Below are 26729 nucleotides of genomic sequence, written 5' to 3'. Positions count from 1 at the left end.
AATCCCGCCGCAAGCACGTCGCAAACCCGCCCGGCCCCGTGACTATTACCCTTCGCACGGGAGCCTCCCCCAGCCTTTCGTCCCCTCGGCTCCCCCTCCGCGTTCCTCCCACCGTTCACGAGGACCCTTCATGCCTGGCCTGGAAGTCGCCCAGACACTTCTGCGCTCGCCCGACGATCGGCGGTCGATGTTTGTCTACGCCCTTCCGGCGACGGAGGCGCAGGCTGTCCCCTCTGTCCGCCAGGATGCGGACCGGGTGCATGAGGTTGCGAAGCGGGCGCTGGACATCCTCGGCGCCGGCACGCTGCTGCTGCTGTGCCTGCCGGTCTTCCTGGTCCTCGCCGCCCTGGTGCGGATGGATGGCGGCCCGGCCTTCTACGCGCATGAGCGGGTGGGCCGCGGCGGCCGGCTGTTCGGCTGCCTGAAGTTCCGTTCGATGGTCGCCGATGCGGATCGCCGCCTCGCCGCGCTGCTGGATCGCGACCCGCAGGCCCGGGCGGAGTGGGAGGCGACGCGCAAGCTGAAGTCTGACCCCCGCATCACGGCGCTCGGCCGCTTCCTGCGCGCCAGCTCGCTGGACGAGCTGCCGCAGATCCTCAACGTGCTGGCCGGGCAGATGAGCCTGGTCGGGCCGCGCCCGGTGCAGGCCGCCGAACTCGCCGTGTTCTATGGCCCGGCGGCGCAGCACTACATGACGGTCCGCCCCGGCATCACCGGCCCCTGGCAGGTCAGCGGCCGCAATGATACCTCCTACGCCCAGCGCGTGGCGCTGGATGTGGCCTATGCCCGCCAGCCCTCGCTGCTGAACGATGTGAAGATCCTGCTGCGCACGCCGATGGCGGTGCTGGCGCGCCGCGGCGCGTACTGAGGCCGAGCCTCGTCGGGTCCGCGGCCCCGGCCGCGGATTGCAAGGAAATGGCGCAGGTCATGGCTGGGACTGAGGACCGCGCTTCCGGCGGCCGGCTGCTGTCCGGCACATTGTGGAACGCCGCTGGCCGCGGCCTGCCGCTTCTCCTCGCTTTGGCGCTGACCCCGGTGCTGGTCTCCCAGATGGGCATCGACCGCTGGGGGCTGTTCACCCTGGCGCTCGCCCTGGTCGGCGTCTTCGGCGTCTTCGACCTCGGCGTCGGTGCCGCGCTGACCCGGGCCCTGTCCGCCCGCATCGGCGCCGGGCAGCTTGAGGGTGCGACGGACCTGGCCGGCGCCGCGATCAGCGCACTCGGCCTGCTGAGTGCCGTCATCGCCGCCTTCGCCTTTGCCTTCGTGCCGCTGCTGGTCACCGGCGTGCTGAACACCCCGCCCGATTTGCAGGCCGAGGCCATCACCGCCTTCCGCTGGCTCTGCGCCGCCGCACCGCTGGTGGTGGTGAATGCCGCGCTGTGGGGCACGCTGGCGGCGCACCAGCGGTTCCGGGAGGCGAACCTGGCCGCCATCCCCGTCGCCATCTTCTACTATCTCGGCCCGGTGCTGGTGCTGCTGGTCTGGCAGAGCCTGGTCGGCGTCATCCTGGCGCTGCTCGCCTGCCGGCTGGCCAACACCCTGTCCTATGCCTGGCTGGCGCGGCGCGACCTGCCCGGCCTGCGCCCCGTCTGGCCAAGCTGGGTCCTGGTCGCGCCGCTGCTGCGGATTGGCGGCTGGATGAGCGCCTCCGGCGTGCTGACCCAGGCGCTGCTCTATGCCGACCGCTTCCTGGTCGGCGCTCTGCTGACGCTCGCCGCCGTCGCCTACTACGCCACGCCGCTCGACCTGGTGATGCGCATGTGGATCCTGCCGGTGGCGGTGGCGCAGGCGCTGCTGCCGGCGATGGCCAGCGCCTACCTCTCCCACGCCGAGGCCACCGCCGGGCTGCTGCGCCGCGGCGCGCTGATGGTGATGGCGGCGGTGCTGCCGGCCTGCCTGGTTCTGGTGGCCTATGGGCCGGAGATCCTGGGGCTCTGGCTCGGCGCCGACTTCGCCGCCGGTGGCGGTCGCGTGCTGCAGATCCTGTCGGTCGGCATCTTCTTCTCCTGCGCCGCCTTCGCGCCGGGCGCGCTGCTGGATGCGATCGGGCGGCCGGATGCCAATGCGAAGTGGCAGTTGCTGCAGGCGCTGGTCTTTCTGCCGCTGTCGGCCGTGCTGCTGCTATGGGCAGGGATCGAGGGCGCCGCCGCTGCCTGGGCGCTGCGCTGCGCCACCGATGTCTTTGGCCGGCTCTGGCTGGTCGCCCGGCTGTATCCGGTGGCCGGGGATGCCGCCCGGCAGCTTGCCCTGCCGCTGCTGGCGGGTGGCATCGGCTTGGCGCTGCTGCTGCCCGGCGTGCTGCCCATCCCGCTCGCCCTGCTCGCGCTCGCCGGCTTCGCCGCCGCGGGATTCCAGGCCCTCACCCCCACCGAACGCCGCGACGCGCGCGGCCTGCTGCGCCGCCCGTGGCGCCTGCGGGCCGTGCTGCGCGGGGAGACTGCATGACGCTTGCCATCAACGCCCGCTTCCTGACCCAGAAACTCAGCGGCGTGCAGCGCTTCTCGCGCGAGGTGGTGACGGCGCTCGCCGCCACCGGTACCCCGCTGCGGCTGCTCGCCCCGCGCAATGCGCCCGCCAGCTTCGCCGGCCTGCCGGTGGAACATATCGGCCGCCGCGCCGGCCAGCCCTGGGAGCAGTTCGACCTGCCCAGGGCCATCGGCGGCGACCACCTGCTGAACCTCGGCAATACCGCCCCGCTGCGGCTGGGTGCGCGGCAGACCGTGGTGATCCACGATGCCGGGGTCTTCGACACGCCGGAGAGCTATTCCTTTGCCTTCCGCGCCTGGTACCGCGCCCTGCACTGGGCGCTGCCGCGCCGCGGTACCCGCATCGTCACCGTCTCCGACTTTTCCCGCAGCCGCCTCGCGCTGCATCTCGGCCTGCCGCCCGCCATGATCGGCGTGATGCCGGAGGGCGGCGAGCATGCGCTGCGCGAGCCGGCGGAACCCGCCATCCTCGCCCGCCACGGCCTGGCGCCACAGGGCTACGCCCTGGCCGTCGGCACCCGCGCCTCCCATAAGAACCTGGATATGCTGCGGGAGACGGTGGGGCTGCTCGGCGCCCGTGGCCTGAAGCTGGCGGTGGCCGGCGCGGCCGATGCCAGCGTGTTCCGCCGGGCCACCGATGTGGATGCGACCATCGCCCTCGGCCGCGTCACCGATGCCGAGCTGCGCGCGCTGTACGAGAACGCGATCTGCCTGCTGTTCCCCTCACGTTATGAAGGCTTCGGCCTGCCGCCGCTGGAGGCGATGTGGTGCGGCTGCCCCGTGCTGGCGGCCTCCGCCGGCGCGGTACCGGAGGTCTGCGGCGATGCGGCCCTGTGGTTCGACGCCAACGGCCCGCGCAACCCGGCCACCGCCCTCGCCCGGCTGCTGGACGAGCCGCTTCTTTCGGAGCATCTCCGCACCGCCGGCCGCGCCCGCGCCGCCACCTATTCCTGGTCCGCTGCCGCCGGGACGCTGCTCGGCCTGCTGGAGTCCCGATGAAGATCGCCATCGTCCATGAGTGGCTGGACGGCTATGCCGGGTCCGAGCGCGTGCTCGAGCAGCTTTTCAAGGTATTCCCCCAGGCGGACCTGTTCGCCGTCTGCGACTTCCTGCCGGACCATGAGCGCGGTTTCCTCGGCGGCCGGGTGCCACGCACCTCCTTCATCCAGCGCCTGCCGCGGGCGCGGGCCTGGTTCCGCTACTATCTCGGCCTGATGCCGATCGCGGTGGAGCAGTTCGACCTCTCCGGCTACGATCTGGTGCTGTCCTCCTCCCACGCAGTTGCCAAGGGGGTGCTGACCGGCCCGGCGACGCTGCATGTCTCCTACGTCCACAGCCCGATGCGCTACGCCTGGGACCTGCAGCACCAGTATCTGCGCCAATCCCGCATGGACAGGGGCGTGAAGGGCCTGCTGACCCGCTGGCTGCTGGCGAAGATGCGGGCCTGGGACCATGCCTCCGCCGCGCGGCCGGACGTCATCCTGGCCAACAGCGCCTGGATCGCGGAGCGCATCCGCAAGGCCTGGCGACGGGAAAGCCTGGTGGTGCACCCGCCGGTGGACCTCGATGGCTTTCCCTTCCAGGCCGGCAAGGGCGAGGCCTATGTCGTCGCCTCCCGCCTCGTCCCCTACAAGCGCATCGACCTGATCGCCGAGGCCTTCCGGGCCATGCCCGACCGCCAGTTGATCATCGCCGGCGACGGGCCGGAGATGGCGCGGGTGCGCGCGGCGGCCGGGGATGCGCCGAACATCCGCATCCTGGGCCGTGTGCCGCAGGCCGACCTTGTGCGGCTGCTGGCGGATGCCCGCGCCTTCGTCTTCGCGGCGGAGGAGGATTTCGGCATCGGCATGGTCGAGGCGCAGGCCTGCGGCACGCCGCTGATCGCCTTCGCGCGCGGCGGGGCCGCGGACATCATCCAGCCCGATGTAACCGGCGTGCTGTTCCCCGAGCAGTCCGCCGCAGGCATTGTCGACGGCGTGACCCGATTCGAATCGCTGCGAATTTCGCCCGAAGCCTGCCGCGCCAATGCGGAACGCTTCTCCCAGGCCGCCTTCCGCGACCGCATCCTGTCCGTGGTGCGAGATGCCAGCCTCGCGCGCGGGATGCCGATGCCTCGGATGCCGCTGCCTTGACCGGCTTCAGCCTCATCGTCGCCACCCGCGGCCGCACCACGGAACTGGCCGCGTTCCTCGACGGCGTGGTGGCGCAGAAGCGCGACGACATCGAGGTCATCGTCGTCGACCAGAACGAGGATGGCCGACTGGTCCCGCTGCTGGCGCCCTATGCGGCGCTGATGCCGCTGACCCACATGCGGTCCGGCATCGCCCGCGCCAACCACGCCCGCAACCTCGGGCTGCGGCAGGCGACGGGCGACCTGGTCAGCTTCCCGGACGATGACTGCCTGTACCCGCCCGGCCTGCTGGACCGTGTCGCGGCGGCCTTCGCCGCCGACCCCGGCCTCGGCATCCTGACCGGCCCGGCCGAGGCGCCCGAGGGCGGGCTTGGCTCCGGCCGCTGGCGCCAGGATGCCGGCCCCATCACCGCGGAGAACGCCTGGACCAGCGTCATCGAGTTCAACCTCTGGCTCCGCCGCCCGCTGGCACTGCGCCTCGGCGGCTATGACGAGACCATGGGGCCGGGCACGCCGATCGGCTCGGCGGAGGGCAACGACCTGGTGCTGCGCGCCGTCACCGTGGGCCATCGTGCCATCTACGACCCGGCGCTGCGCGTCATCCACCCGGACAAGCGATTGTCGGAGGTCGCGGTGGCGCGGGCCTTCCTTTATGGCCGCGGGCTGGGCTTCGCGCTGCGCCGCCATTCGGTGCCGGCCCGGGTCTGGCTGCCCTTCGCCATCCGCCCGCTCGGCGGCGTGGCGCTGAGCCTTGTGCGGCTGCGGCCCCGCGATGCCGGCTACTACGCCATGACCTTCCTCGGCCGCCTGCGCGGCTATGTTCAGCGGGAGGCGACCGCCGGCCGCATCCGCCCCGCCATCACCGGCCGCGCCTCGGACCCAAGCTGATGCGGCTCGCCATCGGCATCGCGACGCGCGGCCGCGCCGCCATCCTGGGCGAGGTGCTGGCCGAGTTGCTGCGGCAGTCCCGCGCGCCCGACCGCGTGCTGGTCTGCCACGTGACGGAGGACGACATCGCCGGCCTGCGGGAGCGTTTCCTGCGCGTCGAGTTCCTGGCCAGCCCCGCCGGCCTGCCGCGGCAGCGCAATGCCATCCTGGATGCCGCCACGGATTGCGACGCGGTGCTGTTCCTGGATGACGACTTCCTGCCGGCGCCGGACTACCTGCTGGTGACGGAACGGGTGTTGCAGGCGCAGCCCGGCTGCGTCGTCACCACCGGCACCGTGCTGGCCGATGGCGCCAAGGGCCCCGGCCTGAGCGTCGCCGAAGGCCGCGCCGTGCTCGCCGCCGACCACTACGAGGACGATCCGCTTGCGGTCACCCCGCACTTCAACGGCTATGGCTGCAACATGGCCTTTCGCATGGCGCCGCTCCGCGCGCATGGCATCCGGGTGGACGAAGCGCTGCCGCTGTATGCCTGGTACGAGGATATCGACGTGACGCGGGCGCTCGGCCGGCACGGCTCGATCCTGCGGCTGGCCGGCGCGCGCGGCGTGCATCTCGGCGCCAAGTCGGGCCGCGTCGCCGGCGACCGGCTGGGCTACAGCCAGGTGGCGAACCCGATCTACCTGGCGCGCAAGGGCACGTTTCCCTGGAGCCACGCCATTCCCTCCGCCGCGCGGCACCTGGCGATGAACGCGCTGCGCTCGCTGGTGCCGGAGCCGCATGTGGACCGCTTCGGCCGGCTGCGCGGCAACCTGCGCGCGGTGGCGGACCTGCTGCGCGGCCGGGCGCACCCGAACCGCATCCTGGATTTCTGAGATGGACGGTGTCGCCTTCGTCGCCTCCAAGGTGCTGTGGGCGCTGCTGCGGCCGAACACCCTGGCCCTGGTGCTGGCGACGCTCGGGCTGTTGCTGGTCTGGCGCGGCCGGCGCTTCGGGCGCTGGCCGCTGACCCTCGGCCTCGGCTGGTACCTGGCCGTGTTCTGCCTGCCGGTCGCGGCCTTCCTGACGCTGCCGCTGGAGGAACGCTTCGCCCGGCCGGCGGCGGAGCCGGCGCAGGTCACCGGCATCGTCGTGCTGGGCGGCGCGGTGGAACAGGACCTGACCAACGCGCACGGCATCCCGGCGCTGAACGGGGCTGCGGAGCGGATGACGGAAGCCGTGGCGCTGGCGCTGCGACACCCTGCCGCGCGCCTGGTCTTCACCGGCGGCACCGCCGCCGTGCTGCCCGGCGGCCCCACCGAGGCCGATACGGCACGCCGCCTGTTCACCAGCCTCGGCCTGCCGCCGGAGCGGCTGGTGTTCGAAAGCGAGAGCCGCAACACGCATGAAAACGCGGTCCTGAGCCATGCGATGCTGGCGCCGAAGCCCGACGAGACCTGGCTGCTGGTAACCTCCGCCAGCCACATGCCGCGTTCGGTCGGCGTGTTCCGGCAGGCTGGCTGGCGGATCACGCCCTGGCCGGTCAACTACACCGCCAGCCGCGACCCCTCGTTGTGGTGGTACGGCCCTTTCCCGGCGCGGCTGAACCAGGCGGAATGGGCGCTGCGGGAATATGTCGGACTGACGGCCTATTGGCTGATGGGGCGGACGGACGCGTTGTTTCCCGGGCCCTGAACGGCGCCCAGATCCCGCAGCCGGTAGATCTCCACCGGCCCGCGCTGCTCGGCCACGCTGGCCGCCAAATCGTAGGCCTCGGCCACCGTCGCCATCACCTGCGCCGCGGCGGCGGGGCGCATGGTCTGCATCCAGCCGCGATCCACCACGATCACCCTGGGGCGCGCGGCCAGCACGCGGGTCAGTTCCACCTGCGTGTTGGTGTCGGACAGATCCTCGAACTCCCCGGTCAGGTGCGGCGGGAAGGGGAAGCGGGTGGCGGTGCGGACATCGGCGAGGACGTAGACGCTGGTGTGGTAGTTGGCGATGAAGGCATCGCCGTCCGGCCCGGCTTCGCGCGCCACCGCCGCCGCCACCTCCCGCACCGGGTCGCGATGCATCAGGCCGGGGCCGCGTTCCAGCCGCGCGGTGGCCTCCGGCAGCCAGCCCTGGCTGGCCAGCACCAGCACCAGCACGGCGAAGGCCGCGCGCACCCGATGCGGCTGCGCCACCGCCCGCGCCAGCCCCCAGGCGCCGATCGCCGCCAGCAGGGACAAGGGCGGCAGCCACAGCAGGAAGTAGTGCGCGAAGTAGAAGCCGGGCCCGGCGATGGCCAGGGATTCCGTGACGAACCAGGCCAGCGCCACCACGGTCAGCAGCGCCATCGGCCCGCGCGGCCGCCACGCCGCCAGCGCCACCAGCGCGGCACCCAGGGCGAGTCCCAGCGGCAGCGCGGCCGCGCCGATCCGGCGCCAGGCCTCGGCCGGGGCGATACGCTCCAACGAATAGCGGAACGGCGCCAGCAGCGAGCCATCCAGGTACTGCGGCAGCCAGCCCTGCACCCAGTAGGCCAGCCCCATCAGCAGGATCGGCGCCGCGCACAGGCCGGCATAGGCCGCCGCCATCGCCAGCACCCGCCGCACCGGCAGCGCCCCGCGCCACCAGGCCGGCCCGACCAGAAGCGCGAAGGCGAGGCATCCGGCCGGCGCCGCCACCTGCTTCACCAGCAGCGCCCAGCCCACCAGCAGCCCCATCGCCACCAGCGCACCCAATCCCGGAGGCTCCGCCCGCGCGGCGGCACGGATGCCGAGCGCCATGGCGGCGGTGATGAACGGCGCGATCAGCAACTCGGTGTTGGTGCACAGCCCGCTGAGCAGCAGCGTATGCGCGGCATAGGTGACCCCGGCCCCCGCCCCCACCGCGCGCGGCGCCCCCGCCGCCCGCGCCGCCGCGAACAACCCGCAGGCCGTGGCGAAGACGCAGATCAGCCCCAGCAGCCGCACCGCCTCCACCGAGACGCCGAACAGCAGGAACGCCAGCGCGAACATCGCCGGCGCGCCGACCGGATGCATGTCCCAGGCGGCGACCAGCGGCCAGCCGCCGCGCAGCCATTCGCGGGCCTGCACCATGTACAGGCCCTCGTCGGTGTCGACGACGGCCGGCACGAAGGAACTCAGCCGCAGCAGCGCCACCGCGACAAGCAGCAGCAGGATGGCCACGGCATCGGCCGTGGCGGGCGATGCGGCGCGGGTCGGCGCGGTCAGGGCAGGTCCATCCAGCATGGCATCTCACGCGGCCGTGATGACCGGAGCCCTACCCATCCCAAAGCCGGGGCCGGAGCGCAACCGATCTTCCCGCCGGTATCGCGGATGGCCATGGCCACAGCCGGGCGCCGCGAAGGCACCCGGCCGCAATTGCTCAGTTCTCGGGCTGGAAGCCGCTTTCCCGCACGATGGGTCCCCACTCTTCGCGTTCCCGCCGGATGCGCGCCGCAAAATCGGCCGGGCTGTCGGACACCGTCGGCAGGTATTCCAGCCGGTCCAGCGCCGCCACCATGTCCGGGCTTCGCGCCACCTGCACGATGGCGGCGTGCAGGGCGCCCACGATGTTGGCGGGCGTATTGGCCGGCAGCAGCGCGCCGAACCACTCGTCCTTGTTCATCTCGGGGTGCCCGAGTTCGGCGAAGGTCGGCAGGTCCGGGTAGCGCGGATTGCGCTGCACGGAGGACACCGCCAGCATCCGCGCCCCGCTGCCATGCTGCGGCGAGATGTCGCCGAGCACGCCGACGAACACCGGCAGCCGCCCGCCGACCAGGTCCAGCATCGCCGGCGCCGCGCCGCGATACGGCACATGGGTCAGCCGCGCGCCGATCTTCTTGCCCAGCATCACGCCGAGGAAATGGGGCGCCGATCCCGCGGCCGGGGAGGCGAAGGGCACGTCGCCGCTCTGCGCCTTCAGCCAGGTGATCAATTCGGCCAGTGTCTTCGCCGGATGGCTGCTCGGCACGGCGATGGCGAAGGGGAAGGTGCAGACGGTGGAGACCGGGATCAGGTCGGTCAGCGCGTCGTAGCGCACCTCCCGCGGGAAGACGTGCGGCTGCAGGGTGAGCATGGAGGCGGGGGTCTGCAAATAGATGCTGCCATCCGCCTCGCCGGCCTTTACTGCCTCCACCGCGATGCGCCCCGCGGCGCCGACGCGGCCCTCCACGATGATGTTCTGCGCGTAGATGCCGCGCAGCTTGTCGGCATAGAGCCGCGCGACGACGTCCGACGATCCGCCGGCCGGGAAGCCGACGATGGCGCGGACGGTGCGGTTGATGGTCTGCGCCGAGGCCGGCCGGACGCCGGATGCGGCGATGGCGGCCGCGCCGAGTCCCATTGCGCCGCGGCGCCCGATGACGATGTTCATCCTTGATGCTCCTCCTGTCGGCGTCGTTGCGCCGGTGTCTGTTCACACTCTGCACGGTGCCGCCGGGCGGCACCATTGTTATGTGGCATAATCCCGAAGGCCCTCACACGCCGGGCGGAAACCTCCGGTTTCCTTGGCTTCGTCGCATAAGCGGCGGGCCGCATTCGCGGCCTCGGACCGGTCAAGCGACCGGGCCGCTGAGAACCTCAGCCGAAGGCGGCGATGACCTCCGCCGGGATCGGCACGCCCTTGATGCGGCCGGGGTCGTCCGGGTGGCGGGCGGCCCAGACGCGGGTCTCGAACCCCTCCACCCCCAGCGCGCCATCCGGGCGCAGCAGGCGGTGGTGGATGTCGAAGCTGGAACGGCGGAAGGCGGCGACGCGGCTTTCCACCACCACCTCGTCCCCGAACACCGAGGGGACGGAGAACTTCGATCGGGTATCCACCATCGGGATGCCGATGATGCCGTGCGCTGCCGTCCAGCGGATCTTCGGCATGCCGAGCGCACGCTGGAACAGGGCGGCGGTGCAGGCGTCGAAATACTCGAAGTAGCGCGGGTAGAAGACGATGCCGGCCGGGTCGCAGTCGCCCCAGGCGATGGTGACGGCGCGCGTGTTGAGCAGCGTGGTCATGCCGCCTCGATCAGCAGCGCGATGCCCTGCCCGCCGCCGATGCAGGCCGAGGCGATGCCGTAGCGCCCGCCGCGCAGCCGCAGCGCCCGCGCGCAGGTCAGCGCCAGGCGCAGCCCGGTGGCGGCCAGGGGATGGCCGAGCGCGATGGCGCCGCCATGCACGTTCAGCCGCGCCTCATCCAGGCCGAGTTCGCGCGAACAGGCCATGACCTGTGCGCCGAAGGCCTCGTTAATCTCGACCAGGTTGATCTGGTCGAGCCGCAGCCCGGCGCGCTCCAGCAGGGCGCGGATCGCCGGCACCGGGCCGATGCCCATGATCTCCGGCGGGCAGCCCACCGCCGCCGCCGCCACCAGCCGCGCCAGCGGCGCGCGGCCTTTGGCATAGGCACCACTGCACACCAGCGCGGCCGCGGCGCCATCGACCACGGCGGAGGAATTGCCGCCGGTCTGCACGCCACCGAAGGCCGGCCGGATCTTTGCCAATGCCTCGATGGGCGAGGGTCGCGGATGCGTGTCGGCCGCGACCTCCGCCACCCGGCGCGGCAGGGCTATGCCGCGGTCGCGCAGGCCCTCCCGTGAGAATGTCTCGGACACCACCGGCACGATCTCGTCGTCGAAGAACCCGGCCTCGCGCGCCGCCAGCGCGCGCTCGAAGGACCGGGCCGCGAAGGCGTCCACCTCGGCGCGGGAAATGCCGTGGCGCTTCGCGAGTTCCTCCGCCGTGCCGCCCATGCTCAGCCCGCAGGCCGGGTCGTCCAGCGCCTCCCACAGGAAGTCCTTGAACCCGACGGGCGCGCCGAGGTCGAAGCCGCCGCGATGGGTGTAGGCGGCGATCGGGTTGCGGCTCATGCTCTCCGCGCCGACGCACAGCGAAACCCCGGCGCCCTGTCGGTCCACGGCCGTCGCGCCCTGCACCAGCGCCTCGATCCCGGTGCCGCAGACCCGCTGCACCAGCAGTGCCGGCACGTCCTGCGGCACACCGGCATACAGCCCGATATGGCGCGGCAGCATGTAGGCGTCGAAGCTCGCCTGCGCGACGGAGCCGGCGACGACATGGCCGATCTCCGCCGGAGTCACACCCGCCTTCGCGATGGACCCGCGCGCCGCGCGGATGCCGAGGTCGATGGGAGACACCTTCCCCAGCGGCCCGCCGAGATCGGCGAAGGGCGTGCGGGCGCCGGCGAGCAGCCAGGCATCCTGCCACTCGGTGTGCAGCGCGGTCATGCGGAGGGCTCCGTGCAGATGATGATGTCGGCGCCGGGCGGATCGGCGTACAGCGCCTCGACCAGCGCCGCGCGCTGCGCCAGCACCGCCCGCTGGTTGATCGAGCCCTTGTCGGTGATCTCGCCGGCCTCCAGCGACAGCGGCGCGTCCAGCAGCACGGCGCGGGCGATGCGGTTGGAACTGCCGGTCGCCGTCGCCGCCAGCGCCGCCAGCTTTTCGGCCAGGCGCGCGCGCAACGCGTCCGCCGGAAGCCCCGCCACCGCCTCGCGTTCCGGCAGCAGGATCGCGGCGAGCGCGTCGCGATCCTGGCCGGCGATCACCACGTCCTTCACATAGGGCGCGCAGGCTTCCGTCACGCGCGCGCGCAGCGGGCCGACGCTGACCCAGGTGCCGGTCGCCATCTTGAAGTCCTCGGTGATCCGCCCGTCGAAGCGAAAGCCCTTGTGCAGGTCTTCGGGGTCGAGCGGCACCAGCGCATCGCCGAAGCGGTAGAAGCCTTCCTCGTCGAAGGCCGCCGCCGTGGCCTCCGGGTTGCGCCAGTATCCGGGCGTGATGGAAGGCCCCCTCACCCGCGCCTCCATCTTGCCCGCCACCGGCGCCAGCTTCATCTCGATCCCCGGCGCCGGCAGGCCGACGGCGCCGGACTGGGAAAACGCCTCGCGCACGATCAGGCAGAAGGGCGCGGTCTCCGTCGCGCCGAGGCCGGTGAACATCGGGATGCGCCGGCCGCACTCGGCCAGCGCCAGACGGTCGAGCGCGTCCCAGATGTGCTGCGGCAGGCCGGCCGCGGAGTAGAACATGATGTGCAGCCTGGAGAAGAAGCGCGCGCGCAGCGCCGCATCCTCGCCCAGGTGGTGCACCAGTTCCTCGAAGCCGCGCGGGACGTTGAAGTGGATGGAGGTGGCGATCTCGCGCAGGTTGCGCAGCGATTCGGCGTAGCCGCCGGGCACCGGCCGGCCGTCATCCAGGTACAGCGTGCCGCCATTGTACAGCGCCAGGCCGACATTGTGGTTGCCGCCGAAGGTGTGGTGCCAGGGCAGCCAGTCCAGCAGCACGGGAGGTTCCTCCGCCACGAAGGGAAACGCCTCCCGCAGCATCTGCTGGTTCGAACAGAGCATGCGCTGCGTGTTGATGACGCCCTTGGGCTGCCCCGTGGACCCCGAGGTGAACAGGATTTTCGCGGGTGCATCGGGATCGACCCGTGCGGCGGCCTCAGCGACGGCGGCGGTGGGCGGGGTGGCGAGCAGGTCGGCGAAAGCCGTGGTTCCCTGCGCCCCGTTGCGCGTCGCCACCACCTCGCACCCCGGCGGCACGCAGGCGGCCATTGCAGTGGCGAAGCGGGCGCCGTCATTCGCGAACACCATCCCGGGCGTCAGCAGCGCAAGACAGTGCCGCAGTTTCACGAAATCCGTCGCCAGCAGGGAATAGCTCGGCGAAACCGGCGCCACCGGCACGCCGACATGCAGCGCCGCAAGCGTCAGCATCGCCTGTTCCAGGCAATTGCCCGAAAGAAACACCAGCGGGCGTTCCGCCGACAGCCCACGATCCAGCAGCGCCTGGCCCAGCGACTGCACCGCCTGCCACATCGCGCCATAGGACATCCGTCGCCAGTCGCCACCCAGCGCCTTGTCGCGCTGCGCGATCAGCGTGCGCTCCGGCGCTTCGGCCGCGTACTGCGCCAGGCGCTCGGTGAGGCTGCGCGGATAGGCGCCGAGCGCCGGGACGGGCGCGACCAGCAGCGTGCCATCCGGCCGCGGCGCAAAACGCACCGGGGCCGCCCCCATCGGTCTCGGGGCCGGCGACCTGGAAGCTGCGGACATCCCAATCCCCCCGACGCGATTATTGTTATGCATCATAACAAGAACCCCGCGCCCCCTTTAAGGCCCACCCGGCATCCTGTAACAGATGCGCATGGCCATCCCCCGCCGCCGCGTCGCCGAAGCCCCGGCGCCGCCAGACGCCGACCTTTCGCCGCTCGACGACAAGCTCGGCTTCTGGCTGCGCCTGGCGCAACAGGCGAGTTTCGACACGCTGCACCGCGCCATCGGCCCGCTCGGCCTGACGCCCGGCCGCCTCGGCGTGCTGCTGCTGCTGGAGGCGAACCCGGATATCCGCCAGGCGGTGCTGGCGGAGGCGCTGCACATCAAGCCCTCCAACCTCACCGTGCTGCTGGCGGCGCTGGAGGCGGAGGGACTGATCCGGCGTACGGAGGAAGCCGGCAACCGCCGCGCCAACCGCCTGCGCCTGACGCCGGCCGGGGCCGCGCTGCTGCGGCAGGGCGAGGCGGCGGAGGCGCGGACCGAGGCGCATCTGGCGGCGGCCCTGGATGCCGCCGAACGCGCCGCGCTGCTGTCCGCGCTCCGCCGCATCGCCCGCGGCTGAGGCTTGCCCAGCCCCCGCCTCGGCGCCTATCGTTATGGCGCATAACTAAAGGGACGCGCCGATGGACCCGGTCAGCCTGGAGCTTCGCGACGGCGTCGCCTGGATCGGCCTGAACCGCCCGGCCAAGCGCAACGCCATCAACGATGGGCTGCTGTCCGCGCTCGATGCCGCGGTGGCGCAGGCACAGGATGCCGCGCGGGCCATCGTGCTGTTCGGCCATGGCCCCTGCTTCTCCGCCGGCCTCGACCTGTCCGAGCACACCGCGCGCGATGCGGCCGCGGTGTTCCACCATTCGCGCGGCTGGCACGCGGTGTTCCGGCGCATCCGGGGCGGGCGGGTGCCGGCGGTGGCGGCGGTGCATGGCGCCTGCGTCGGCGGCGGGCTGGAACTGGCCGCCGCCTGCCACATCCGCGTGGCGGATGAGACCGCCTTCTTCGCCCTGCCCGAGGGATCGCGCGGCATCTTCGTCGGCGGCGGCGCCAGCGTGCATGTCGCCCGCATCATCGGCGCCGCGCGGATGGCGGACATGATGCTGACCGGGCGCGCGCTGGATGCGGCGGCGGCGGAACGCGCCGGCCTCGTCACCCATGTCACCCCGCCCGGCGCGGCCCCGGACAAGGCCGGCGAGTTGGCGGCCAAAATGGCAAGAATGGCGCCGCTGACGGTGCTCGGCGTGCTGCAGGCGCTGCCGCGCATCCAGGACATGTCGGAGGAGGATGGCTTGTTCGTCGAGAGCATGATGGCCGCCCTGGCGCAGACCGGCCCGGAAGCCCAGGCTGGCCTCGCCGCCTTCCTGGAGAAGCGGGCGGCCAAGGCGGGGGAGGCCTGAGCATGGATCTTCGTGGCGCATCGGCACTGGTCACCGGCGGCGGCTCCGGCCTCGGCGCCGCGACGGCGGAGGCGCTGGCGGCCGCCGGCGCCAAGGTCGTCGTGCTGGACATCAACGCAGCCGCCGCGCAGGCGGTGGCCGAGCGCATCGGCGGCCTCGCGGTCGCCGGCGACGTGGCGGAGGAAGCGCCGATGGCCGAGGCGGTGGAGGCCGCCGCCGGCCTCGGCCCGCTGCGCCTCGCGGTGGCCTGCGCCGGCATCGCCCCCGCCGGCCGCGTCGCCGGCCGCCAGGGCCCGCACGACCTGGCGCTGTTCGAGCGGGTGATCCGCGTGAACCTGGTCGGCACCTTCAACCTGCTGCGCCTGGCCGCCGCGCGGATGACGACGAACGAGGCGCTGCCCGATGGCCAGCGCGGCCTCGTCGTCGCCACCGCCTCCATCGCCGCCTATGAGGGCCAGATCGGCCAATGCGCCTATGCCGCCTCCAAGGGCGGCGTGGTGGCGCTGACCCTGCCGGCGGCGCGGGAGCTTTCGCGGCTCGGCGTGCGCGTGGTGACGCTCGCGCCCGGCCTGTTCCACACCCCGCTGATGGATACGCTGACGCCGGAGGCGCGGGAGAGCCTGGGGAAGATGCCGCTGTTCCCGCCCCGCCTGGGCCGGCCGGACGAATACGCGGCGATGGTCCTGGCGATCGCGGCGAACCCGCTGCTCAACGGCGAGACGATCCGCCTGGACGGCGCGCTGCGGCTGCCGCCGGCCTGAGGGCCTTCAGCGGGCGAGCGGCAGGGCGAGGTCCAACTGAAGCCGCAGACGCCTCATCAATTCGGCGACGCCGACCGGCTTGGCCAGGTAGTCGCTGGCGCCGCAATCCAGGCCCCGGCCCAGGTCGCCCCGCGCGACGCAGCCGGTCAGCATGATAATGGGACAGGTGACGCCGCGGTGCCGCAGGCGCTCGCAGAATTCGCCGCCATCGCCATCCGGCAGGCCCAGATCCAGCAGGATGGCGTCATAGCCACTTCCCGATGCGGCCAGCAGCGCCTCCGCCTGCGCGATGCTGCCGGCGCCATCGGCGGTGAAGGCCGGATCGGTGGCGATGACGTCGGTCAGGAGCCGACGCAACCCGACATCGTCTTCAACCACCAGGACCTGTCGTGCAAAGGCCACGCTGTGCTCCGGGGAATTGCAGTCTGCCCACGTTTGCATCAACGTTAGTCGGTTGCGTCCGGTTGCCGGAGTCGCGAATCGGGTCTTCCCAAGAAGTTGTCGCTCACACTTTGGGAAGGTTTTCCCGCACGGCTGGCGCCACAGGGGTGATGGTAGCGGCGAGCGGACTTGAACCGCTGACCCCGGCATTATGAGTGCCGTGCTCTAACCAGCTGAGCTACGCCGCCCCGGACTCCGCTCGGGATGTCGCTGAAGCGGCGCCGCGATTACGCCGCCACCCCGCCCCTGTCAACGCTGGCGGCGCGCAGGAAGCCGCCGCCGAGCACCTGGTCGCCCTCGTACAGCACGCAGGCCTGGCCTGCGGCGACAATGTTGGGCTCCGCCAGCGTCAGGTGCAGCAGGCCCGCATCGGCATCCCACGCCACCTCCGCCGTGCGCGGCGCCTCCCGCCCCCGCAGCTTCACCTGCACCGCGCGGGGCGAGGCGGGTGGCGAGACCAGCCAGTTGACCTCGCCGGCGGTGGCCTCGGTGCGAGCCAGCGCGGCGCGCGGCGCCACCACGATGCGGCGGCGGCCGGGCTCGATCGCGGTGACGAACAGGCGTTCCCCGGCGCCACCGCCCAGGCCGAGGCCGCGCCCCTGCCCGACCGTGTAGCGGCCGATGCCCTGGTGCCGGCCGAGCACCTGGCCATCGAGGTCGACGATCTCGCCCGGCTCCGCCGTCTCCGGCCGCAGCTTCGCCACCAGGCGGTCGTAGCTGCCTTTGGGCACGAAGCAGATGTCCTGGCTGTCCGGCTTCGCCGCCACCGCCAGGCCCAGCCGCTGCGCCACCTCCCGCACCGCAGCCTTGTCCGGCATGTCGCCGAGCGGAAACCGGCAAAACTGCAACTGGGCGCGGGTGGTGGCGAATAGGAAATAGGACTGGTCGCGCAGCGGGTCCGCGGCGCGGTGCAGCTCGGCGCCCTGGGGGCCTTCCACGCGGCGGGCGTAGTGGCCCGTGGCCAGCGCCTCGCAGCCCAGATCCTCGGCCAGCGCCACCAGGTCCTGGAACTTCACGGTCTGGTTGCAGCGGATGCAGGGGATGGGGGTTTCGCCGCGGGCGTAGGTATCCGCGAAATCGTCGATCACGGCTTCCCGGAAGCGCTGCTCGCGGTCCAGCACGTAGTGCGGGATGCCGAGGCTGTCGGCGACGCGGCGCGCATCGTGGATGTCCTGCCCGGCGCAGCAGGCACCCTTCTTCTGGATGGCGGCGCCGTGGTCGTACAATTGCAGGGTGGCGCCGATCACCTCGTGCCCCTGCTCCACCAGCAGCGCCGCGACGACGCTGCTGTCCACGCCACCCGACATGGCAACAAGGATCCTCATGGCTTCGCCATGAGGGGGGCCACAAGAACCCTCATGCCGCCGCGTCCAGCCCCTGCTGCCAGAAACGCTGCTCCAGCCGCGCGGCTTCCCCGAAGGTCGCGGCCAGGATGGGGAACCGCGCGTGGCCGCCATGGCTCTCGCCCAGCGCGTCGATCCGCGCTGCGGCACCGCGCGCCAGCGCCTGGTAGGCGGGCGCGGCGTAGGCCTCGATCCAGCTCTGGTAGGGGTTGCCCTGCACCCTGCGGTTCGGGTCGGCCAGGATGCGCAGCGCGACCTCGCCATAGCCCACCGTGCAGGGCGCCAGCGCCACTTCCAGGTCGAGGATGTCGCCAGCCAGGCCACGGTCGATGACGTAGCGGGTGTAGCTGACCGTCTCCGCCGATTCCGGCGTGGCGCGCACCGTATCCTCGGCGATGCCCCATTCGGCGCAGTAGCCGAGATGCAGCGCGGTCTCCTCCAGGATGGCCGCGATCGAGCCCGACTTCTGCCGCATGGCCGGGAGGCTCTCGGCCTTGAACACCGCGAGCGCCTGGGCGCGGGCGAAGTGGATCAGGAACAGGTAGTCCTGGATCAGGAAGTTGCGAAAAGCGGCCAGGGGCAGCGTGCCGTCGGACAGCCGGCGCACGAAGTCGTGCCAGGTGTAGGCCTGCCAATCCGCGGCAGCTTCCGCGCGCAGCCGGCGGAACAGCCCGCCCTCCGCGCCGAAATCCGTCTCCCAGGCCGACATCAGCCGCCGGCGTTGCGCGTGCCGGAGGGCAGCTTCACCACCAGCCCGTCGAGCGCATCCGTCATGATGATCTGGCAGCCGAGGCGGGACGTTTCCTGCAGGTCGAAGGCGAGGTCCAGCATGTCCTCCTCATCCTCCGTCGCGCCGGCCAGCTTGCCGTACCAGCCGGCATCGACCACGACATGGCAGGTGGAGCACGCCAGCGAACCCTCGCAGGCGCCCTCGATATCCACGCCATGCTTGTGCGCGATCTCGAGCACCGAAAGCCCGAGCGGGGCATCGACTTCCTTCGGAATCCCGTTCCGCTCGATGAAGGTCATCTTCGGCATCTTCGACTCTACTCCGCCGCGCGTGTCCGGGGGCTGTCGGACCTGTTCGAGGTTTCCATGGCCCGGCGCCAGGCGGCGCCCAGGGCCGCGGCGGCTCGATCCACATCCGCCGGCGAGGTAAAGCGCCCCATGCCGATGCGCAAGGTCGCGCGGGCCTGCGCCTCCGGCAAACCGAGCGCGGCCAGCACATAACTGGGCTCGACCTCGGCCGAGGAACAGGCGGAACCGGTGGAGACGCACAGCTCCGGCGCCGCCGCCATGATCGCCTGCGCGGTGACGCCGCCCGGGAAGGACAGCGACAGGTTGCCGGCGACGCGGGCCGCCTCCGACCCGTTCACCAGCAGCCCCGGCACCTGCGCCGCCAGCGCATCCCGGAACCGCGCCCGCTGCCCGGCGATGCGCCCGGCATCCAGCGCGCCCTCCAGCGCCGCGATCCGGCAGGCCTCGCCGAAGCCGACCACCAGCGGCGCCGGCAGGGTGCCGGAGCGCAGCCCGCGTTCCTGCCCGCCGCCGGAGAACAGCGGCGCGAGGCGCACCCTCGGCCGGCGCCGGACATACAGCGCGCCGATGCCCTTCGGCCCATAGACCTTGTGGCCGGACAGGGAGAGGAGGTCGGCCCGGATATCCCCCACATCCAGCGGCAGGCGCCCCGCCGCCTGCGCCGCATCGGTATGGAACAGCGCGCCATGCGCCTTCACCATGGCGCCGATGGCGGCGAGGTCCTGCACCACGCCGATCTCGTTGTTCACCGCCATGACAGAGACCAGCAGCGTCGGCGCCTCGGCCAGCGCCGCCTCCAGCACCGCGAGGTCCAGCAGCCCGTCCGGCCGCACCGGCAGCAGCACCGGCTCGAAGCCCTCCGCGGCCAGGTCACGGACGCTTTCCAGGACGCATTTGTGCTCGGTCACCAGCGTGACGACCCGGCGCCGCTCCGTGCCCTGGCTCGCGGCGAAGCGGGCGGCGCCCTTGATCGCCAAATTGTTCGCCTCCGTCGCGCCGGAGGTGAACAGGATTTCCGTGGGCTCCGCGCCGATCAGCGCCGCGACCTGCGCGCGCGCCTGGTCCACCGCCGCCTCCGCCTCCCGCCCCATGCCGTGCTCGACGGAGCCGGGATTGGCGAAGTTCTCCTCCCACCACGGCCGCATCGCCGCGAGCACGCGCGGGTCGCACGGCGTGGTGGCGTGGTTGTCGAGGTAGATCGGGCGGTTCGGACGGCTGGTCATGAAGCTCATCTGGCCCCGGCCAGGGTGCGGCGGGAGAGGCGGTCGCGCATGGCGGACCAAGCCTGGACGAAACGCTCCGCCGCGTCGGGCGGCGCATCCCAGGGCAGCGAGACGCGGATCGCGCCCTCCGCGAGGCCCATCGCGGCCAGCACATGGCTGCGCCCGACCTTGCCCGAGGAACAGGCGGCGCCGGCCGAGACCTGCATCCCGGCGAGGTCGAGTGCGATCACCTGAGTCTCCGCCGCATGGCCGGGCAGGATCAGGCTGGTGGTGTTGGGCAGGCGCGGCGCGCCGGCGCCGGAGACCTCGGCACCGTGGCAGCCGGCCTCGATGGCGTCCCGCAGCGCCGCCAACCGGGCCGCCTCCGCCGGGTCCGCCGCCTCCGCCGCCGCGCCCAGGCCCGCGATGGCGGGCAGTGGTTCGGTGCCGCCGCGCCGGCCGCGTTCCTGGCCGCCCCCGGCGATCAGCGGCGCCAGGCCGAGCCCCGGCCGCAGCAGCAGCGTGCCCGCGCCCTTCGGCCCGCCGAGCTTGTGGCCGGAGATCGCCAGGCTGTCGGCGCCGAAAGCTTCGAGCGTCACCGGAATGCGCCCGGCCGCCTGCACCGCATCCACATGCAGCAGCGCGCCGTGCCGGCGACACAGCGCCGCGGCCGCCGCGACCGGGTGGATCACGCCGGTCTCGTTGTTCGCCGCCATCAGGCAGACCAGCGCGGGCGCCCCGCGCAAGGCCGCCTCCAGCGCATCCAGGTCCAGGGTGCCGTCCGGCCGCACCGGCAGCAGGGCCGCGCCAGGGGCCGCGGCCAGCACGGCCGGGTGTTCCGTCGCCCCCACCAGCACCCGGCGGCCGGCGGCCAGGCCCCGGATTGCCAGCGCATTCGCCTCCGTCCCGCCGGCGGTGAACACCACCTCGGCCGGGCCGAAGCGCGCGACCACCTGGTCCCGCGCCCGGTCCAGCAGCCGCCGCGCCGCCCGCCCGGCGGCATGGACCGAGGACGGATTGCCCGCCAGGTCCAGCGCCGCCAGCACCGCCGCCCGTGCCGCCGGCCGCAGCGGCTCGGAGGCGTTGGCGTCGAGGTAAAGGGTCATGGCTCCGGCGAGCGCCCGGCGGCGGTTGGGCAGGTGGCGCGCCCCATCACCTGGCCGCAGACCACGTCGGCCAGCGTCACGCCCTCCAGGAACATCTTGATCTGGCTGCCGAGTTCCGCCCACAAATCATGCGTCAGGCAGCGATCCCCGGCGAGGCACCCTGGCCCGCCCTCCTCGCAGCGGGTCGCCTGGATCGATTCATCCACCGCCTCGACGATCACCGCGATGGAAATCTCCCGCGCCGGCCGTGCCAGCATGTAGCCGCCGCCCGGGCCGCGGACGGAGGCGACCAGCCCCGCGCGCCGCAGCGGGCCGAACAGCTGTTCGAGGTAGGCCAGCGACAGCCGCTGCGCCTGCGCGATCTCCGCCAGGCTGACCTGCGGCCGCGTCACCGCGCCGCATTCCGCCGACTCGCCCTGCTGGCGCGCGGCGAGTTCGACCATCGCCATCACGGCGTAGCGACCGCGGGTGGAAAGCCTCATGCGGGTCTCCCGCCCTGCGTGTCAGCCTGCATTATCGCTGCTCCCGCCGAAGCTGGGGCAGCGCAAATGACCGGACGACCGGCCGGTGAAGGAGCCCAAAGACAGGAACATGCGGGCCATGCCGTAAATCCGATATGAAAGCTGAGGGCACCTCACCTATATTGGCTGGACCCCTGGGTTCGGGAGCCTGCCCGGGGGTGTCCTCGGGCGCGGCCTGCCGCACCCACCAGAGCTACGACCGGAGCCGAATGACCGCGACCCCTGTCGCCTTGCGAGGCAGCCGCCCTGGACGCAACCCCGGGACGCCGCTGCCAAGCCAAGGCTATTGTTCCCGACCTGCGCCGTCAACTATGCGGGCCGGACGGGAAATGGGCGCGGCTTTCAGATTCGATCTGGCCCGAGGCGCGTCGCGGCGGCGGCGTGGTGGTTCCCCAAACGGCCGAGGGGCGGATGCGCTGCACTCATCCCTCCCCGGCCATGGTTCGTGGCAGCCGGTTCTCCCCGGCGCACCGCGGACCCAACATGGACTGGATCTTTTGAACGATGCCTGAAGTCATGTTCGCCGGGCCCGATGGCCGGCTCGAGGGCCGCTATCATCACGCGAAGCAGGCGCATGCGCCGGTCGCGCTGATCCTGCACCCGCATCCGCTGCATGGCGGCACCATGAACAACCGCGTCGTTCACGCGCTGTACCAGCGCTTCCAGGCGATGGGCTTCTCGACCCTCCGCTTCAATTTCCGCGGCGTCGGCCGCAGCCAGGGCCGCTACGATGGCGGGATCGGGGAGATCTCGGATGCGGCGGCGGCGCTCGACTTCCTTCAGGCGGTGAATCCGAACGCCTCCTCGCTGTGGGTCGCGGGGTATTCCTTCGGCTCCTATGTCGGCATGCAGCTGCTGATGCGGCGGCCGGAGATGGGCGGCTTCGTCAGCGTCTCCGCCCCCGCCAGCCACTACGATTTCGGCTTCCTGGCGCCCTGCCCCTGCAACGGGCTGATCCTGCATGGCTCCGACGATGAGCTGGTGCCGGAGCCCAGCGTGCGGAAGCTGGTGGACAAGCTGAACACCCAGAAGGGCATCGCCATCGACTACCGCGTGATGCCCGGCGCCGGCCACATCTACACCCCGCCCCAGGCGGAACAGGTGGCCGATGCGGCGGAAGACCACGTCATGGGCATGCTGAACCGCAACCGGATGGCGCTCGCCGCCGACTGACGTTTCCCGGCGGCAAGGACCCGGCCGGACCCGAAGCCTCGCGCTTCGGGTCCGGCCGGGTTTTTTGCGGGCGCAACCAGGCGCACGCAGGGCCTGATTCCTCTGCGCGAGAAAGGCCCAATTTGTCACTCTCCAGCTTCCGGTCCGGGCTGCAGTCCCGCCGGGCCGTGGGGACGGGCACCGCGCGCGGGCATCTCCTCGGCATCGGCCTTTTCAGCGCCGCACTCGCCGGGCGCTATGCCCTGGGCCCGATCCTGCCCCCGCTCGGCTTTCCCTTCCTCACCTTCTTCCCGGCCGTGCTGCTGGCGACCTATTTCGGCGGCATGGGCCCCGGCCTTGTCACCGGGGCGCTGAGCACGATGGCGGCCTGGTACTTCTTCATCGCGCCCTACGGCTCCTTCGCGCTCGTCACCACGCCGGAGGTCATCGCCCTGGTCTTCTTCGTGGCGGTCGTGCTGGTCGATATCGTCGTGGTCCACCTCATGAACTCCGCGGTCAACCGGGTGGAGGACGAGAAGGCCCGCAGCGCCCACCTCGCCGAGGAACTGCAGCGCCTGAACACCTCGCTCGAGGAACGGGTCCGCGTCGAGGTCGCGGCGCGGGAGGCGGCCCAGCTCAAGCTTGCGCAGGACCAGCGGCTGCGCGCCCTGGGACAGCTCGCCGGCGGCGTGGCCCACGACTTCAACAACATCATGCAGGCGATCCAGAGCGGCGCGAGCCTCATCCGCCGGCGCGCGGAAAGTCCCGATGCCGTGCGGCACCTGGCGCAGATGGTCGAGGAAGCCACCCAGCGCGGCGGCTCGGTCACGCGGCGGCTCCTGTCCTTCGCGCGCCGCGGCGAACTGCGGCTGGAGCCGGTCGACCCGGCCGGCCTCGTGCGCGGCCTGCGGGAGATCCTCTGGCATACGCTCGGCGCGCAGATCCGGACCGAGATCGACGCCGACCGCCCGCTTCCCGCGCTGCTCACCGACCGCGGGCAGCTGGAGACCGTTCTGGTGAACCTGGCGACGAACGCGCGGGACGCGATGCCGCAGGGCGGTACCCTCAGCATCAGCGCGACGGAGGAATACCTGTCTCCCGAGGGCGCGCGCGCCCTCGGGCTGGATGCCGGCAGGTATGTCCGGATCAGCGTAGGTGACACCGGCGAGGGCATGGCCCCCGACGTCCTTGCACGGGTCGGCGAGCCATTCTTTTCGACCAAGCTTGCCGGAGCAGGCACCGGGCTCGGGCTCGCGATGGCGCGCGGCTTCGTCGAACAATCATCTGGCACGCTTTTGATCGAGAGCGCCCTCGGCACCGGGACCACCGTCACCATCCGCCTCCCCGCCGCCACGGCGATGAAGCTGGTCGAAAAACCGCGAACGTCGTCGACCATGGCCACGCGCCCCCTGCGCATCCTGCTGGTCGATGACGACGCGCTGGTCCGGAACTTCCTGGCCGAGAGCCTGGCCGACCAGGGCTTTTCGGTCCTGCGGACCAGCAGCGGCGATGGCGCCCTGGCGCTGCTGTCGGCCGGGGAACAGCCGGATGTCCTGGTGACGGATTACGGGATGCCAGGGACCAACGGCCTCGCGCTGATCGAGTCGGTTCGCGGCTCGCCATCGCTCGCCCGGCTTCCCGCCCTGCTGCTGACGGGCAACCTGGAGCAGGACCTCGACCGCCAGTTCTCCGAACGGGCCGCGACCGATCCGCTCCTGCGGGTGATGCGCAAGCCGGTCAGCGTCGAGGAACTGGCCGAGGAACTGTCGACGCTGGATCGACTGGCGCAGGCGCCGGCGGCGTAGATCGCAGATGCGCGCTCCTCAGAGCAGCGGCCCGACCAGCCGCCCTCCCGGCCATGGCGCCGGCACGCCGGTCGTCCCCGGAAAGGTCAGCGGCAGCCCGCGCCAGACCCGCGCCGCCAGCACGCCGAAGGCCTGCGCCTCCAGCGCATCGCCGTTCCAGCCGGCCACCTCCACCGCCCGCACCGGCTCCGCCAGGGCCGCCCCCAGCGCGCGGATCATCGCCGGGTTGCGCCGCCCGCCGCCGGCCACCAGCCATTGCACCGGCGGGGCGGGAAAGTGCCGCGCCGCGGCGGCGACGCAGATGGCGCAGAACGCGACCAGGGTGGCGGCGCCATCCTGCGGCGACAGCGCGCCGGCGCCGGCCTCCTTCAGCGCGCGGTCGAAATCCAGACGGTCGAGCGATTTCGGCGGCGGCGCGGCCAGCCAGGGATGCGCCATCAGCGGCGCCAGCACGCCGCCATCCGCCTGCCCCGCCAGCGCGAGCCTGCCGTCGCGGTCATAGGGCTCGCCGGTGGAACGCCGCGCCCAGTCATCCAGCGGGCCGTTGGCCGGGCCGGTGTCGAAGGCCACGAGCGTGCCGTCCTCCCCGATCCAGGTGACGTTGCCAACCCCGCCCAGGTTCAGGATGGCCAGCGGCTTCGGCAGGCGGGCGGCCATCACCGCATGCACCACCGGCACCAGCGGCGCCCCCTGCCCGCCGGCGGCCACATCCGCGGAGCGGAAATCATGCGCGACGGTGATCCCCGTCTCCCGCGCCAGGCGCTGCGCATCGCCGACCTGCCAGGTGAAGCCCGGCATGTTGGATCCCGGTCGGCTTGGGCGGTGCAGGATGGTCTGGCCGTGGAAGCCGATGAGGTCCGCCGGCCAGCCGATGGCGCGCACCGCCTCGATGTGCCGCTCGGTCAGCCGCGCCACGCAGCTCGCCAGGAACGGGTCGTCGCCCGCCAGCTCCGGCGCGCGGTCGAGCAATTCGCGCAGGTCGCGGCGCAGCGCCGGCGCGTAGGGCAGCGTCAGCACCGGGCCGAGCCGCCCGATCGCCTCTCCGTCCGTCTCCACCCAGGCGGCATCGACTCCATCGAGGGAGGTGCCGCTCATCAGCCCGATTGTTCTCAGCATGGGGCCACCGTGCTACGCCGCCCACAGTTTCGGAAGCCCCAAAGACCCATGACGGCCACCCAGGATTTCCTGCACATCGCGCGTGAGCGCGGCTTCATCCACCAGGTGACGGATGCGGAAGGACTGGCCGCGAGCGGCCGGGTCAGCGCCTATGTCGGCTTCGACTGCACCGCGGACAGCCTGCATGTCGGCCACCTGCTGTCGATCATGCTGCTGCGCCTGTTGCAGCGCACCGGCAACCGCCCGGTGGCGCTGATGGGCGGCGGCACGACGAAGATCGGCGACCCCTCCTTCCGCGACGACGCGCGACCGCTGCTCGACGATGCGCAGATCGAGGCGAACAAGGCCGGGATCCGCAAATCCTTCGACAGCTTCCTGGAGTTCGGCCCGTTGGAGTTTGGCCATGGGGCGGGCATCATGCTCGACAACGCCGAATGGCTGGACGAGCTGCGCTACATCCCCTTCCTGCGCGAGGTCGGCCGGCATTTCAGCGTCAACCGCATGCTGACCATGGACAGTGTGCGGCTGCGGCTGGGCCGCGACCAGCCGCTCAGCTTCCTCGAATTCAACTACATGCTGCTGCAATCCTATGACTTCCTGGAACTGCACCGGCGGCTGGGCGTGACGCTGCAGATGGGCGGGTCGGACCAGTGGGGCAACATCATCATGGGCGCCGACCTGGTGCGCCGCATGGCGGGGGCCGAGGCCTTCGGCCTGACCACGCCGCTGCTGACCACGGCCTCCGGCACCAAGATGGGCAAGACGGCGGGCGGCGCCGTGTGGCTCAATCCGGACCGGCTGGCGCCCTACGGCTACTGGCAGTTCTGGCGCAATGTCGAGGATGCGGATGTCGGCCGCTTCCTCGGCCTGTTCACCGAACTGCCGATGGACGAGGTCCGCCGCCTCGGCGCGCTGTCCGGCGCCGAGGTGAACGAGGCGAAGAAGATCCTGGCGACCGAGGCGACCGCGCTGCTGCATGGCCGCGCGGCCGCCGAGACGTCCGCCGAAACCGCCCGCCGCGCGTTCGAACAGGGCGAGGCCGCCGAGACGCTGCCGAGCCACGCCACCGCCCTGCCCGCCGGCATCGTCGATATCCTGGCGGAGGCGAAGCTGGTGGCCAGCAAAAGCGAGGCGCGCCGCCTGATCAAGCAGAACGGCGTCCGCCTGAACGACGCGCCGGTCGGCGACGAAGCGGCGCAGGTCACCGTGGCGGACCTGCGCGATGGGGCGGCGAAGCTCTCACTCGGCCGCAAGCGGCATTTGCTGGTGCGCCAGGCGGGGTGAGCATCCACAAATAGCCACGAAGCCGCGGCACAAGGCCGGCACGGTGGAGAT

The 26729-nt window shown here is 72.1% G+C and carries 26 protein-coding genes and 1 tRNA gene; 13 read left to right on the top strand and 14 right to left on the bottom strand.

Annotation, left to right across the window (positions count from 1 at the left end; genetic code table 11):
* Window positions 1-130: 130 nt before the first annotated feature.
* Genes ACFHPP_RS01500 through ACFHPP_RS01470 form a run of 7 tightly spaced genes read left to right on the top strand, consistent with a single transcriptional unit; the run spans window position 131 to window position 7176 of the window.
* Window positions 131-868 (top strand): sugar transferase, encoded by a 738-nt coding sequence (locus ACFHPP_RS01500; protein ID WP_437161489.1) that lies wholly within the window; start codon window positions 131-133, stop codon window positions 866-868.
* 59 nt (window positions 869-927) lie between these two features.
* The gene (locus tag ACFHPP_RS01495) at window positions 928-2445 is read left to right on the top strand and encodes a flippase (RefSeq protein WP_437161488.1); all 1518 of its coding nucleotides are present in this window, start codon (window positions 928-930) and stop codon (window positions 2443-2445) included.
* The gene (locus tag ACFHPP_RS01490; RefSeq protein ID WP_437161487.1) at window positions 2442-3485 is read left to right on the top strand and encodes a glycosyltransferase family 4 protein; all 1044 of its coding nucleotides are present in this window, start codon (window positions 2442-2444) and stop codon (window positions 3483-3485) included. Before ACFHPP_RS01495 ends, ACFHPP_RS01490 begins: the two co-directional genes overlap by 4 nt.
* The gene (locus ACFHPP_RS01485; RefSeq protein ID WP_437161486.1) at window positions 3482-4618 is read left to right on the top strand and encodes a glycosyltransferase; all 1137 of its coding nucleotides are present in this window, start codon (window positions 3482-3484) and stop codon (window positions 4616-4618) included. The genes ACFHPP_RS01490 and ACFHPP_RS01485 overlap by 4 nt, the downstream gene beginning before the upstream one ends.
* On the top strand, window positions 4615-5505 hold the full coding sequence (locus tag ACFHPP_RS01480; protein WP_437161485.1) for a glycosyltransferase family 2 protein: 891 nt from the start codon (window positions 4615-4617) through the stop codon (window positions 5503-5505). The genes ACFHPP_RS01485 and ACFHPP_RS01480 overlap by 4 nt, the downstream gene beginning before the upstream one ends.
* A complete protein-coding gene (locus ACFHPP_RS01475; protein WP_437161484.1) occupies window positions 5505-6377 on the top strand; it encodes a glycosyltransferase family 2 protein in 873 nt (290 codons plus the stop codon). The genes ACFHPP_RS01480 and ACFHPP_RS01475 overlap by 1 nt, the downstream gene beginning before the upstream one ends.
* A 1-nt stretch (window position 6378) precedes the next feature.
* Window positions 6379-7176 carry a YdcF family protein gene (locus ACFHPP_RS01470; protein ID WP_437161483.1) on the top strand — a complete coding sequence of 266 codons (798 nt, stop codon included), beginning with the start codon at window positions 6379-6381 and terminating at the stop codon, window positions 7174-7176.
* Here ACFHPP_RS01470 and ACFHPP_RS01465 read toward each other — a convergent pair.
* The 5 genes from ACFHPP_RS01465 to ACFHPP_RS01445 form a co-directional block, all read right to left on the bottom strand.
* Complete coding sequence (locus tag ACFHPP_RS01465; RefSeq protein ID WP_437161482.1) at window positions 7131-8717, bottom strand: ArnT family glycosyltransferase; 1587 nt, start codon at window positions 8715-8717, stop codon at window positions 7131-7133. The genes ACFHPP_RS01470 and ACFHPP_RS01465 overlap by 46 nt on opposite strands.
* 136 nt (window positions 8718-8853) lie before the next feature.
* Window positions 8854-9843, bottom strand: coding sequence for a Bug family tripartite tricarboxylate transporter substrate binding protein (locus ACFHPP_RS01460; protein WP_437161481.1), 990 nt, complete (start codon window positions 9841-9843; stop codon window positions 8854-8856).
* Window positions 9844-10049: 206 nt separating this feature from the next.
* On the bottom strand, window positions 10050-10475 hold the full coding sequence (locus tag ACFHPP_RS01455; RefSeq protein WP_437161480.1) for an acyl-CoA thioesterase: 426 nt from the start codon (window positions 10473-10475) through the stop codon (window positions 10050-10052).
* Complete coding sequence (locus tag ACFHPP_RS01450) at window positions 10472-11698, bottom strand: thiolase family protein (RefSeq protein WP_437161479.1); 1227 nt, start codon at window positions 11696-11698, stop codon at window positions 10472-10474. The genes ACFHPP_RS01455 and ACFHPP_RS01450 overlap by 4 nt, the downstream gene beginning before the upstream one ends.
* Window positions 11695-13467: a feruloyl-CoA synthase gene (locus ACFHPP_RS01445; protein WP_437161478.1), complete on the bottom strand. Its 1773-nt coding sequence runs from the start codon at window positions 13465-13467 to the stop codon at window positions 11695-11697. The genes ACFHPP_RS01450 and ACFHPP_RS01445 overlap by 4 nt, the downstream gene beginning before the upstream one ends.
* Before the next feature lie 142 nt (window positions 13468-13609).
* Between ACFHPP_RS01445 and ACFHPP_RS01440 the strand changes: the two genes are divergently transcribed.
* From ACFHPP_RS01440 to ACFHPP_RS01430, 3 genes are all read left to right on the top strand, one after another.
* Window positions 13610-14080: a MarR family winged helix-turn-helix transcriptional regulator gene (locus ACFHPP_RS01440; RefSeq protein ID WP_437161477.1), complete on the top strand. Its 471-nt coding sequence runs from the start codon at window positions 13610-13612 to the stop codon at window positions 14078-14080.
* 61 nt (window positions 14081-14141) lie between these two features.
* Window positions 14142-14909 carry a crotonase/enoyl-CoA hydratase family protein gene (locus ACFHPP_RS01435; RefSeq protein ID WP_437161476.1) on the top strand — a complete coding sequence of 256 codons (768 nt, stop codon included), beginning with the start codon at window positions 14142-14144 and terminating at the stop codon, window positions 14907-14909.
* A 2-nt stretch (window positions 14910-14911) separates the two neighbouring features.
* Window positions 14912-15670, top strand: coding sequence for an SDR family NAD(P)-dependent oxidoreductase (locus tag ACFHPP_RS01430; protein WP_437161475.1), 759 nt, complete (start codon window positions 14912-14914; stop codon window positions 15668-15670).
* 6 nt (window positions 15671-15676) lie between these two features.
* On the opposite strand, the gene ACFHPP_RS01425 is transcribed toward ACFHPP_RS01430, so the two are convergent.
* The 8 genes from ACFHPP_RS01425 to ACFHPP_RS01390 all read right to left on the bottom strand — a co-directional run bounded on the left by ACFHPP_RS01425 (window position 15677) and on the right by ACFHPP_RS01390 (window position 21282).
* Window positions 15677-16072 carry a response regulator transcription factor gene (locus tag ACFHPP_RS01425; RefSeq protein WP_437161474.1) on the bottom strand — a complete coding sequence of 132 codons (396 nt, stop codon included), beginning with the start codon at window positions 16070-16072 and terminating at the stop codon, window positions 15677-15679.
* A gap of 150 nt (window positions 16073-16222) precedes the next feature.
* Window positions 16223-16299, bottom strand: a tRNA-Met gene (locus ACFHPP_RS01420).
* 39 nt (window positions 16300-16338) lie between these two features.
* Complete coding sequence (gene mnmA / locus ACFHPP_RS01415) at window positions 16339-17436, bottom strand: tRNA 2-thiouridine(34) synthase MnmA (protein WP_437161473.1); 1098 nt, start codon at window positions 17434-17436, stop codon at window positions 16339-16341.
* 31 nt (window positions 17437-17467) lie between these two features.
* Window positions 17468-18163 carry a TenA family protein gene (locus tag ACFHPP_RS01410; protein WP_437161472.1) on the bottom strand — a complete coding sequence of 232 codons (696 nt, stop codon included), beginning with the start codon at window positions 18161-18163 and terminating at the stop codon, window positions 17468-17470.
* The gene (locus tag ACFHPP_RS01405; protein WP_430670001.1) at window positions 18163-18492 is read right to left on the bottom strand and encodes a ferredoxin family 2Fe-2S iron-sulfur cluster binding protein; all 330 of its coding nucleotides are present in this window, start codon (window positions 18490-18492) and stop codon (window positions 18163-18165) included. Before ACFHPP_RS01405 ends, ACFHPP_RS01410 begins: the two co-directional genes overlap by 1 nt.
* 8 nt (window positions 18493-18500) lie before the next feature.
* Window positions 18501-19715: a cysteine desulfurase family protein gene (locus ACFHPP_RS01400; RefSeq protein WP_437161471.1), complete on the bottom strand. Its 1215-nt coding sequence runs from the start codon at window positions 19713-19715 to the stop codon at window positions 18501-18503.
* A gap of 5 nt (window positions 19716-19720) precedes the next feature.
* Complete coding sequence (locus tag ACFHPP_RS01395) at window positions 19721-20800, bottom strand: cysteine desulfurase family protein (protein ID WP_437161470.1); 1080 nt, start codon at window positions 20798-20800, stop codon at window positions 19721-19723.
* Window positions 20797-21282, bottom strand: a complete 486-nt coding sequence (locus ACFHPP_RS01390; RefSeq protein ID WP_437161469.1) for an Rrf2 family transcriptional regulator — start codon at window positions 21280-21282, stop codon at window positions 20797-20799. Before ACFHPP_RS01390 ends, ACFHPP_RS01395 begins: the two co-directional genes overlap by 4 nt.
* Before the next feature lie 543 nt (window positions 21283-21825).
* Here ACFHPP_RS01390 and ACFHPP_RS01385 point away from each other — a divergent pair.
* Window positions 21826-22494 (top strand): alpha/beta hydrolase, encoded by a 669-nt coding sequence (locus tag ACFHPP_RS01385; RefSeq protein ID WP_430669997.1) that lies wholly within the window; start codon window positions 21826-21828, stop codon window positions 22492-22494.
* A gap of 167 nt (window positions 22495-22661) precedes the next feature.
* Entirely contained in the window at window positions 22662-24278 is a 1617-nt protein-coding gene (locus ACFHPP_RS01380) for an ATP-binding protein (RefSeq protein ID WP_437161468.1), read from the top strand.
* A gap of 18 nt (window positions 24279-24296) precedes the next feature.
* On the opposite strand, the gene ACFHPP_RS01375 is transcribed toward ACFHPP_RS01380, so the two are convergent.
* Complete coding sequence (locus tag ACFHPP_RS01375) at window positions 24297-25391, bottom strand: anhydro-N-acetylmuramic acid kinase (RefSeq protein WP_437161685.1); 1095 nt, start codon at window positions 25389-25391, stop codon at window positions 24297-24299.
* 51 nt (window positions 25392-25442) lie between these two features.
* Here ACFHPP_RS01375 and tyrS point away from each other — a divergent pair, with 51 nt between their 5' ends.
* Window positions 25443-26678, top strand: coding sequence for a tyrosine--tRNA ligase (gene tyrS, locus ACFHPP_RS01370; RefSeq protein WP_437161467.1), 1236 nt, complete (start codon window positions 25443-25445; stop codon window positions 26676-26678).
* The last annotated feature ends 51 nt before the right edge of the window (window positions 26679-26729 follow it).

Source organism: Falsiroseomonas sp. E2-1-a20 (assembly GCF_051433195.1).
Classification (GTDB): domain Bacteria; phylum Pseudomonadota; class Alphaproteobacteria; order Acetobacterales; family Acetobacteraceae; genus Falsiroseomonas.
This window is presented reverse-complemented; position numbering and strand designations above follow the sequence as displayed.

Excerpts from the sequence above, each read along its gene's own strand:
- ACFHPP_RS01460 (WP_437161481.1), bottom strand. The coding sequence starts at position 9,843 with ATGAACATCGTCATCGGGCGCCGCGGCGCAATGGGACTCGGCGCGGCC.
- ACFHPP_RS01500 (WP_437161489.1), top strand. The coding sequence starts at position 131 with ATGCCTGGCCTGGAAGTCGCCCAGACACTTCTGCGCTCGCCCGACGAT.
- ACFHPP_RS01475 (WP_437161484.1), top strand. The coding sequence starts at position 5,505 with ATGCGGCTCGCCATCGGCATCGCGACGCGCGGCCGCGCCGCCATCCTG.
- ACFHPP_RS01435 (WP_437161476.1), top strand. The coding sequence starts at position 14,142 with ATGGACCCGGTCAGCCTGGAGCTTCGCGACGGCGTCGCCTGGATCGGC.
- mnmA (WP_437161473.1), bottom strand. The coding sequence starts at position 17,436 with ATGAGGATCCTTGTTGCCATGTCGGGTGGCGTGGACAGCAGCGTCGTC.
- ACFHPP_RS01490 (WP_437161487.1), top strand. The coding sequence starts at position 2,442 with ATGACGCTTGCCATCAACGCCCGCTTCCTGACCCAGAAACTCAGCGGC.
- ACFHPP_RS01430 (WP_437161475.1), top strand. The coding sequence starts at position 14,912 with ATGGATCTTCGTGGCGCATCGGCACTGGTCACCGGCGGCGGCTCCGGC.
- ACFHPP_RS01485 (WP_437161486.1), top strand. The coding sequence starts at position 3,482 with ATGAAGATCGCCATCGTCCATGAGTGGCTGGACGGCTATGCCGGGTCC.
- ACFHPP_RS01400 (WP_437161471.1), bottom strand. The coding sequence starts at position 19,715 with ATGACCAGCCGTCCGAACCGCCCGATCTACCTCGACAACCACGCCACC.
- ACFHPP_RS01465 (WP_437161482.1), bottom strand. The coding sequence starts at position 8,717 with ATGCTGGATGGACCTGCCCTGACCGCGCCGACCCGCGCCGCATCGCCC.
- ACFHPP_RS01385 (WP_430669997.1), top strand. The coding sequence starts at position 21,826 with ATGCCTGAAGTCATGTTCGCCGGGCCCGATGGCCGGCTCGAGGGCCGC.
- ACFHPP_RS01405 (WP_430670001.1), bottom strand. The coding sequence starts at position 18,492 with ATGCCGAAGATGACCTTCATCGAGCGGAACGGGATTCCGAAGGAAGTC.
- ACFHPP_RS01395 (WP_437161470.1), bottom strand. The coding sequence starts at position 20,800 with ATGACCCTTTACCTCGACGCCAACGCCTCCGAGCCGCTGCGGCCGGCG.
- ACFHPP_RS01470 (WP_437161483.1), top strand. The coding sequence starts at position 6,379 with ATGGACGGTGTCGCCTTCGTCGCCTCCAAGGTGCTGTGGGCGCTGCTG.
- ACFHPP_RS01495 (WP_437161488.1), top strand. The coding sequence starts at position 928 with ATGGCTGGGACTGAGGACCGCGCTTCCGGCGGCCGGCTGCTGTCCGGC.
- ACFHPP_RS01440 (WP_437161477.1), top strand. The coding sequence starts at position 13,610 with ATGGCCATCCCCCGCCGCCGCGTCGCCGAAGCCCCGGCGCCGCCAGAC.
- tyrS (WP_437161467.1), top strand. The coding sequence starts at position 25,443 with ATGACGGCCACCCAGGATTTCCTGCACATCGCGCGTGAGCGCGGCTTC.
- ACFHPP_RS01455 (WP_437161480.1), bottom strand. The coding sequence starts at position 10,475 with ATGACCACGCTGCTCAACACGCGCGCCGTCACCATCGCCTGGGGCGAC.
- ACFHPP_RS01390 (WP_437161469.1), bottom strand. The coding sequence starts at position 21,282 with ATGAGGCTTTCCACCCGCGGTCGCTACGCCGTGATGGCGATGGTCGAA.
- ACFHPP_RS01450 (WP_437161479.1), bottom strand. The coding sequence starts at position 11,698 with ATGACCGCGCTGCACACCGAGTGGCAGGATGCCTGGCTGCTCGCCGGC.
- ACFHPP_RS01410 (WP_437161472.1), bottom strand. The coding sequence starts at position 18,163 with ATGTCGGCCTGGGAGACGGATTTCGGCGCGGAGGGCGGGCTGTTCCGC.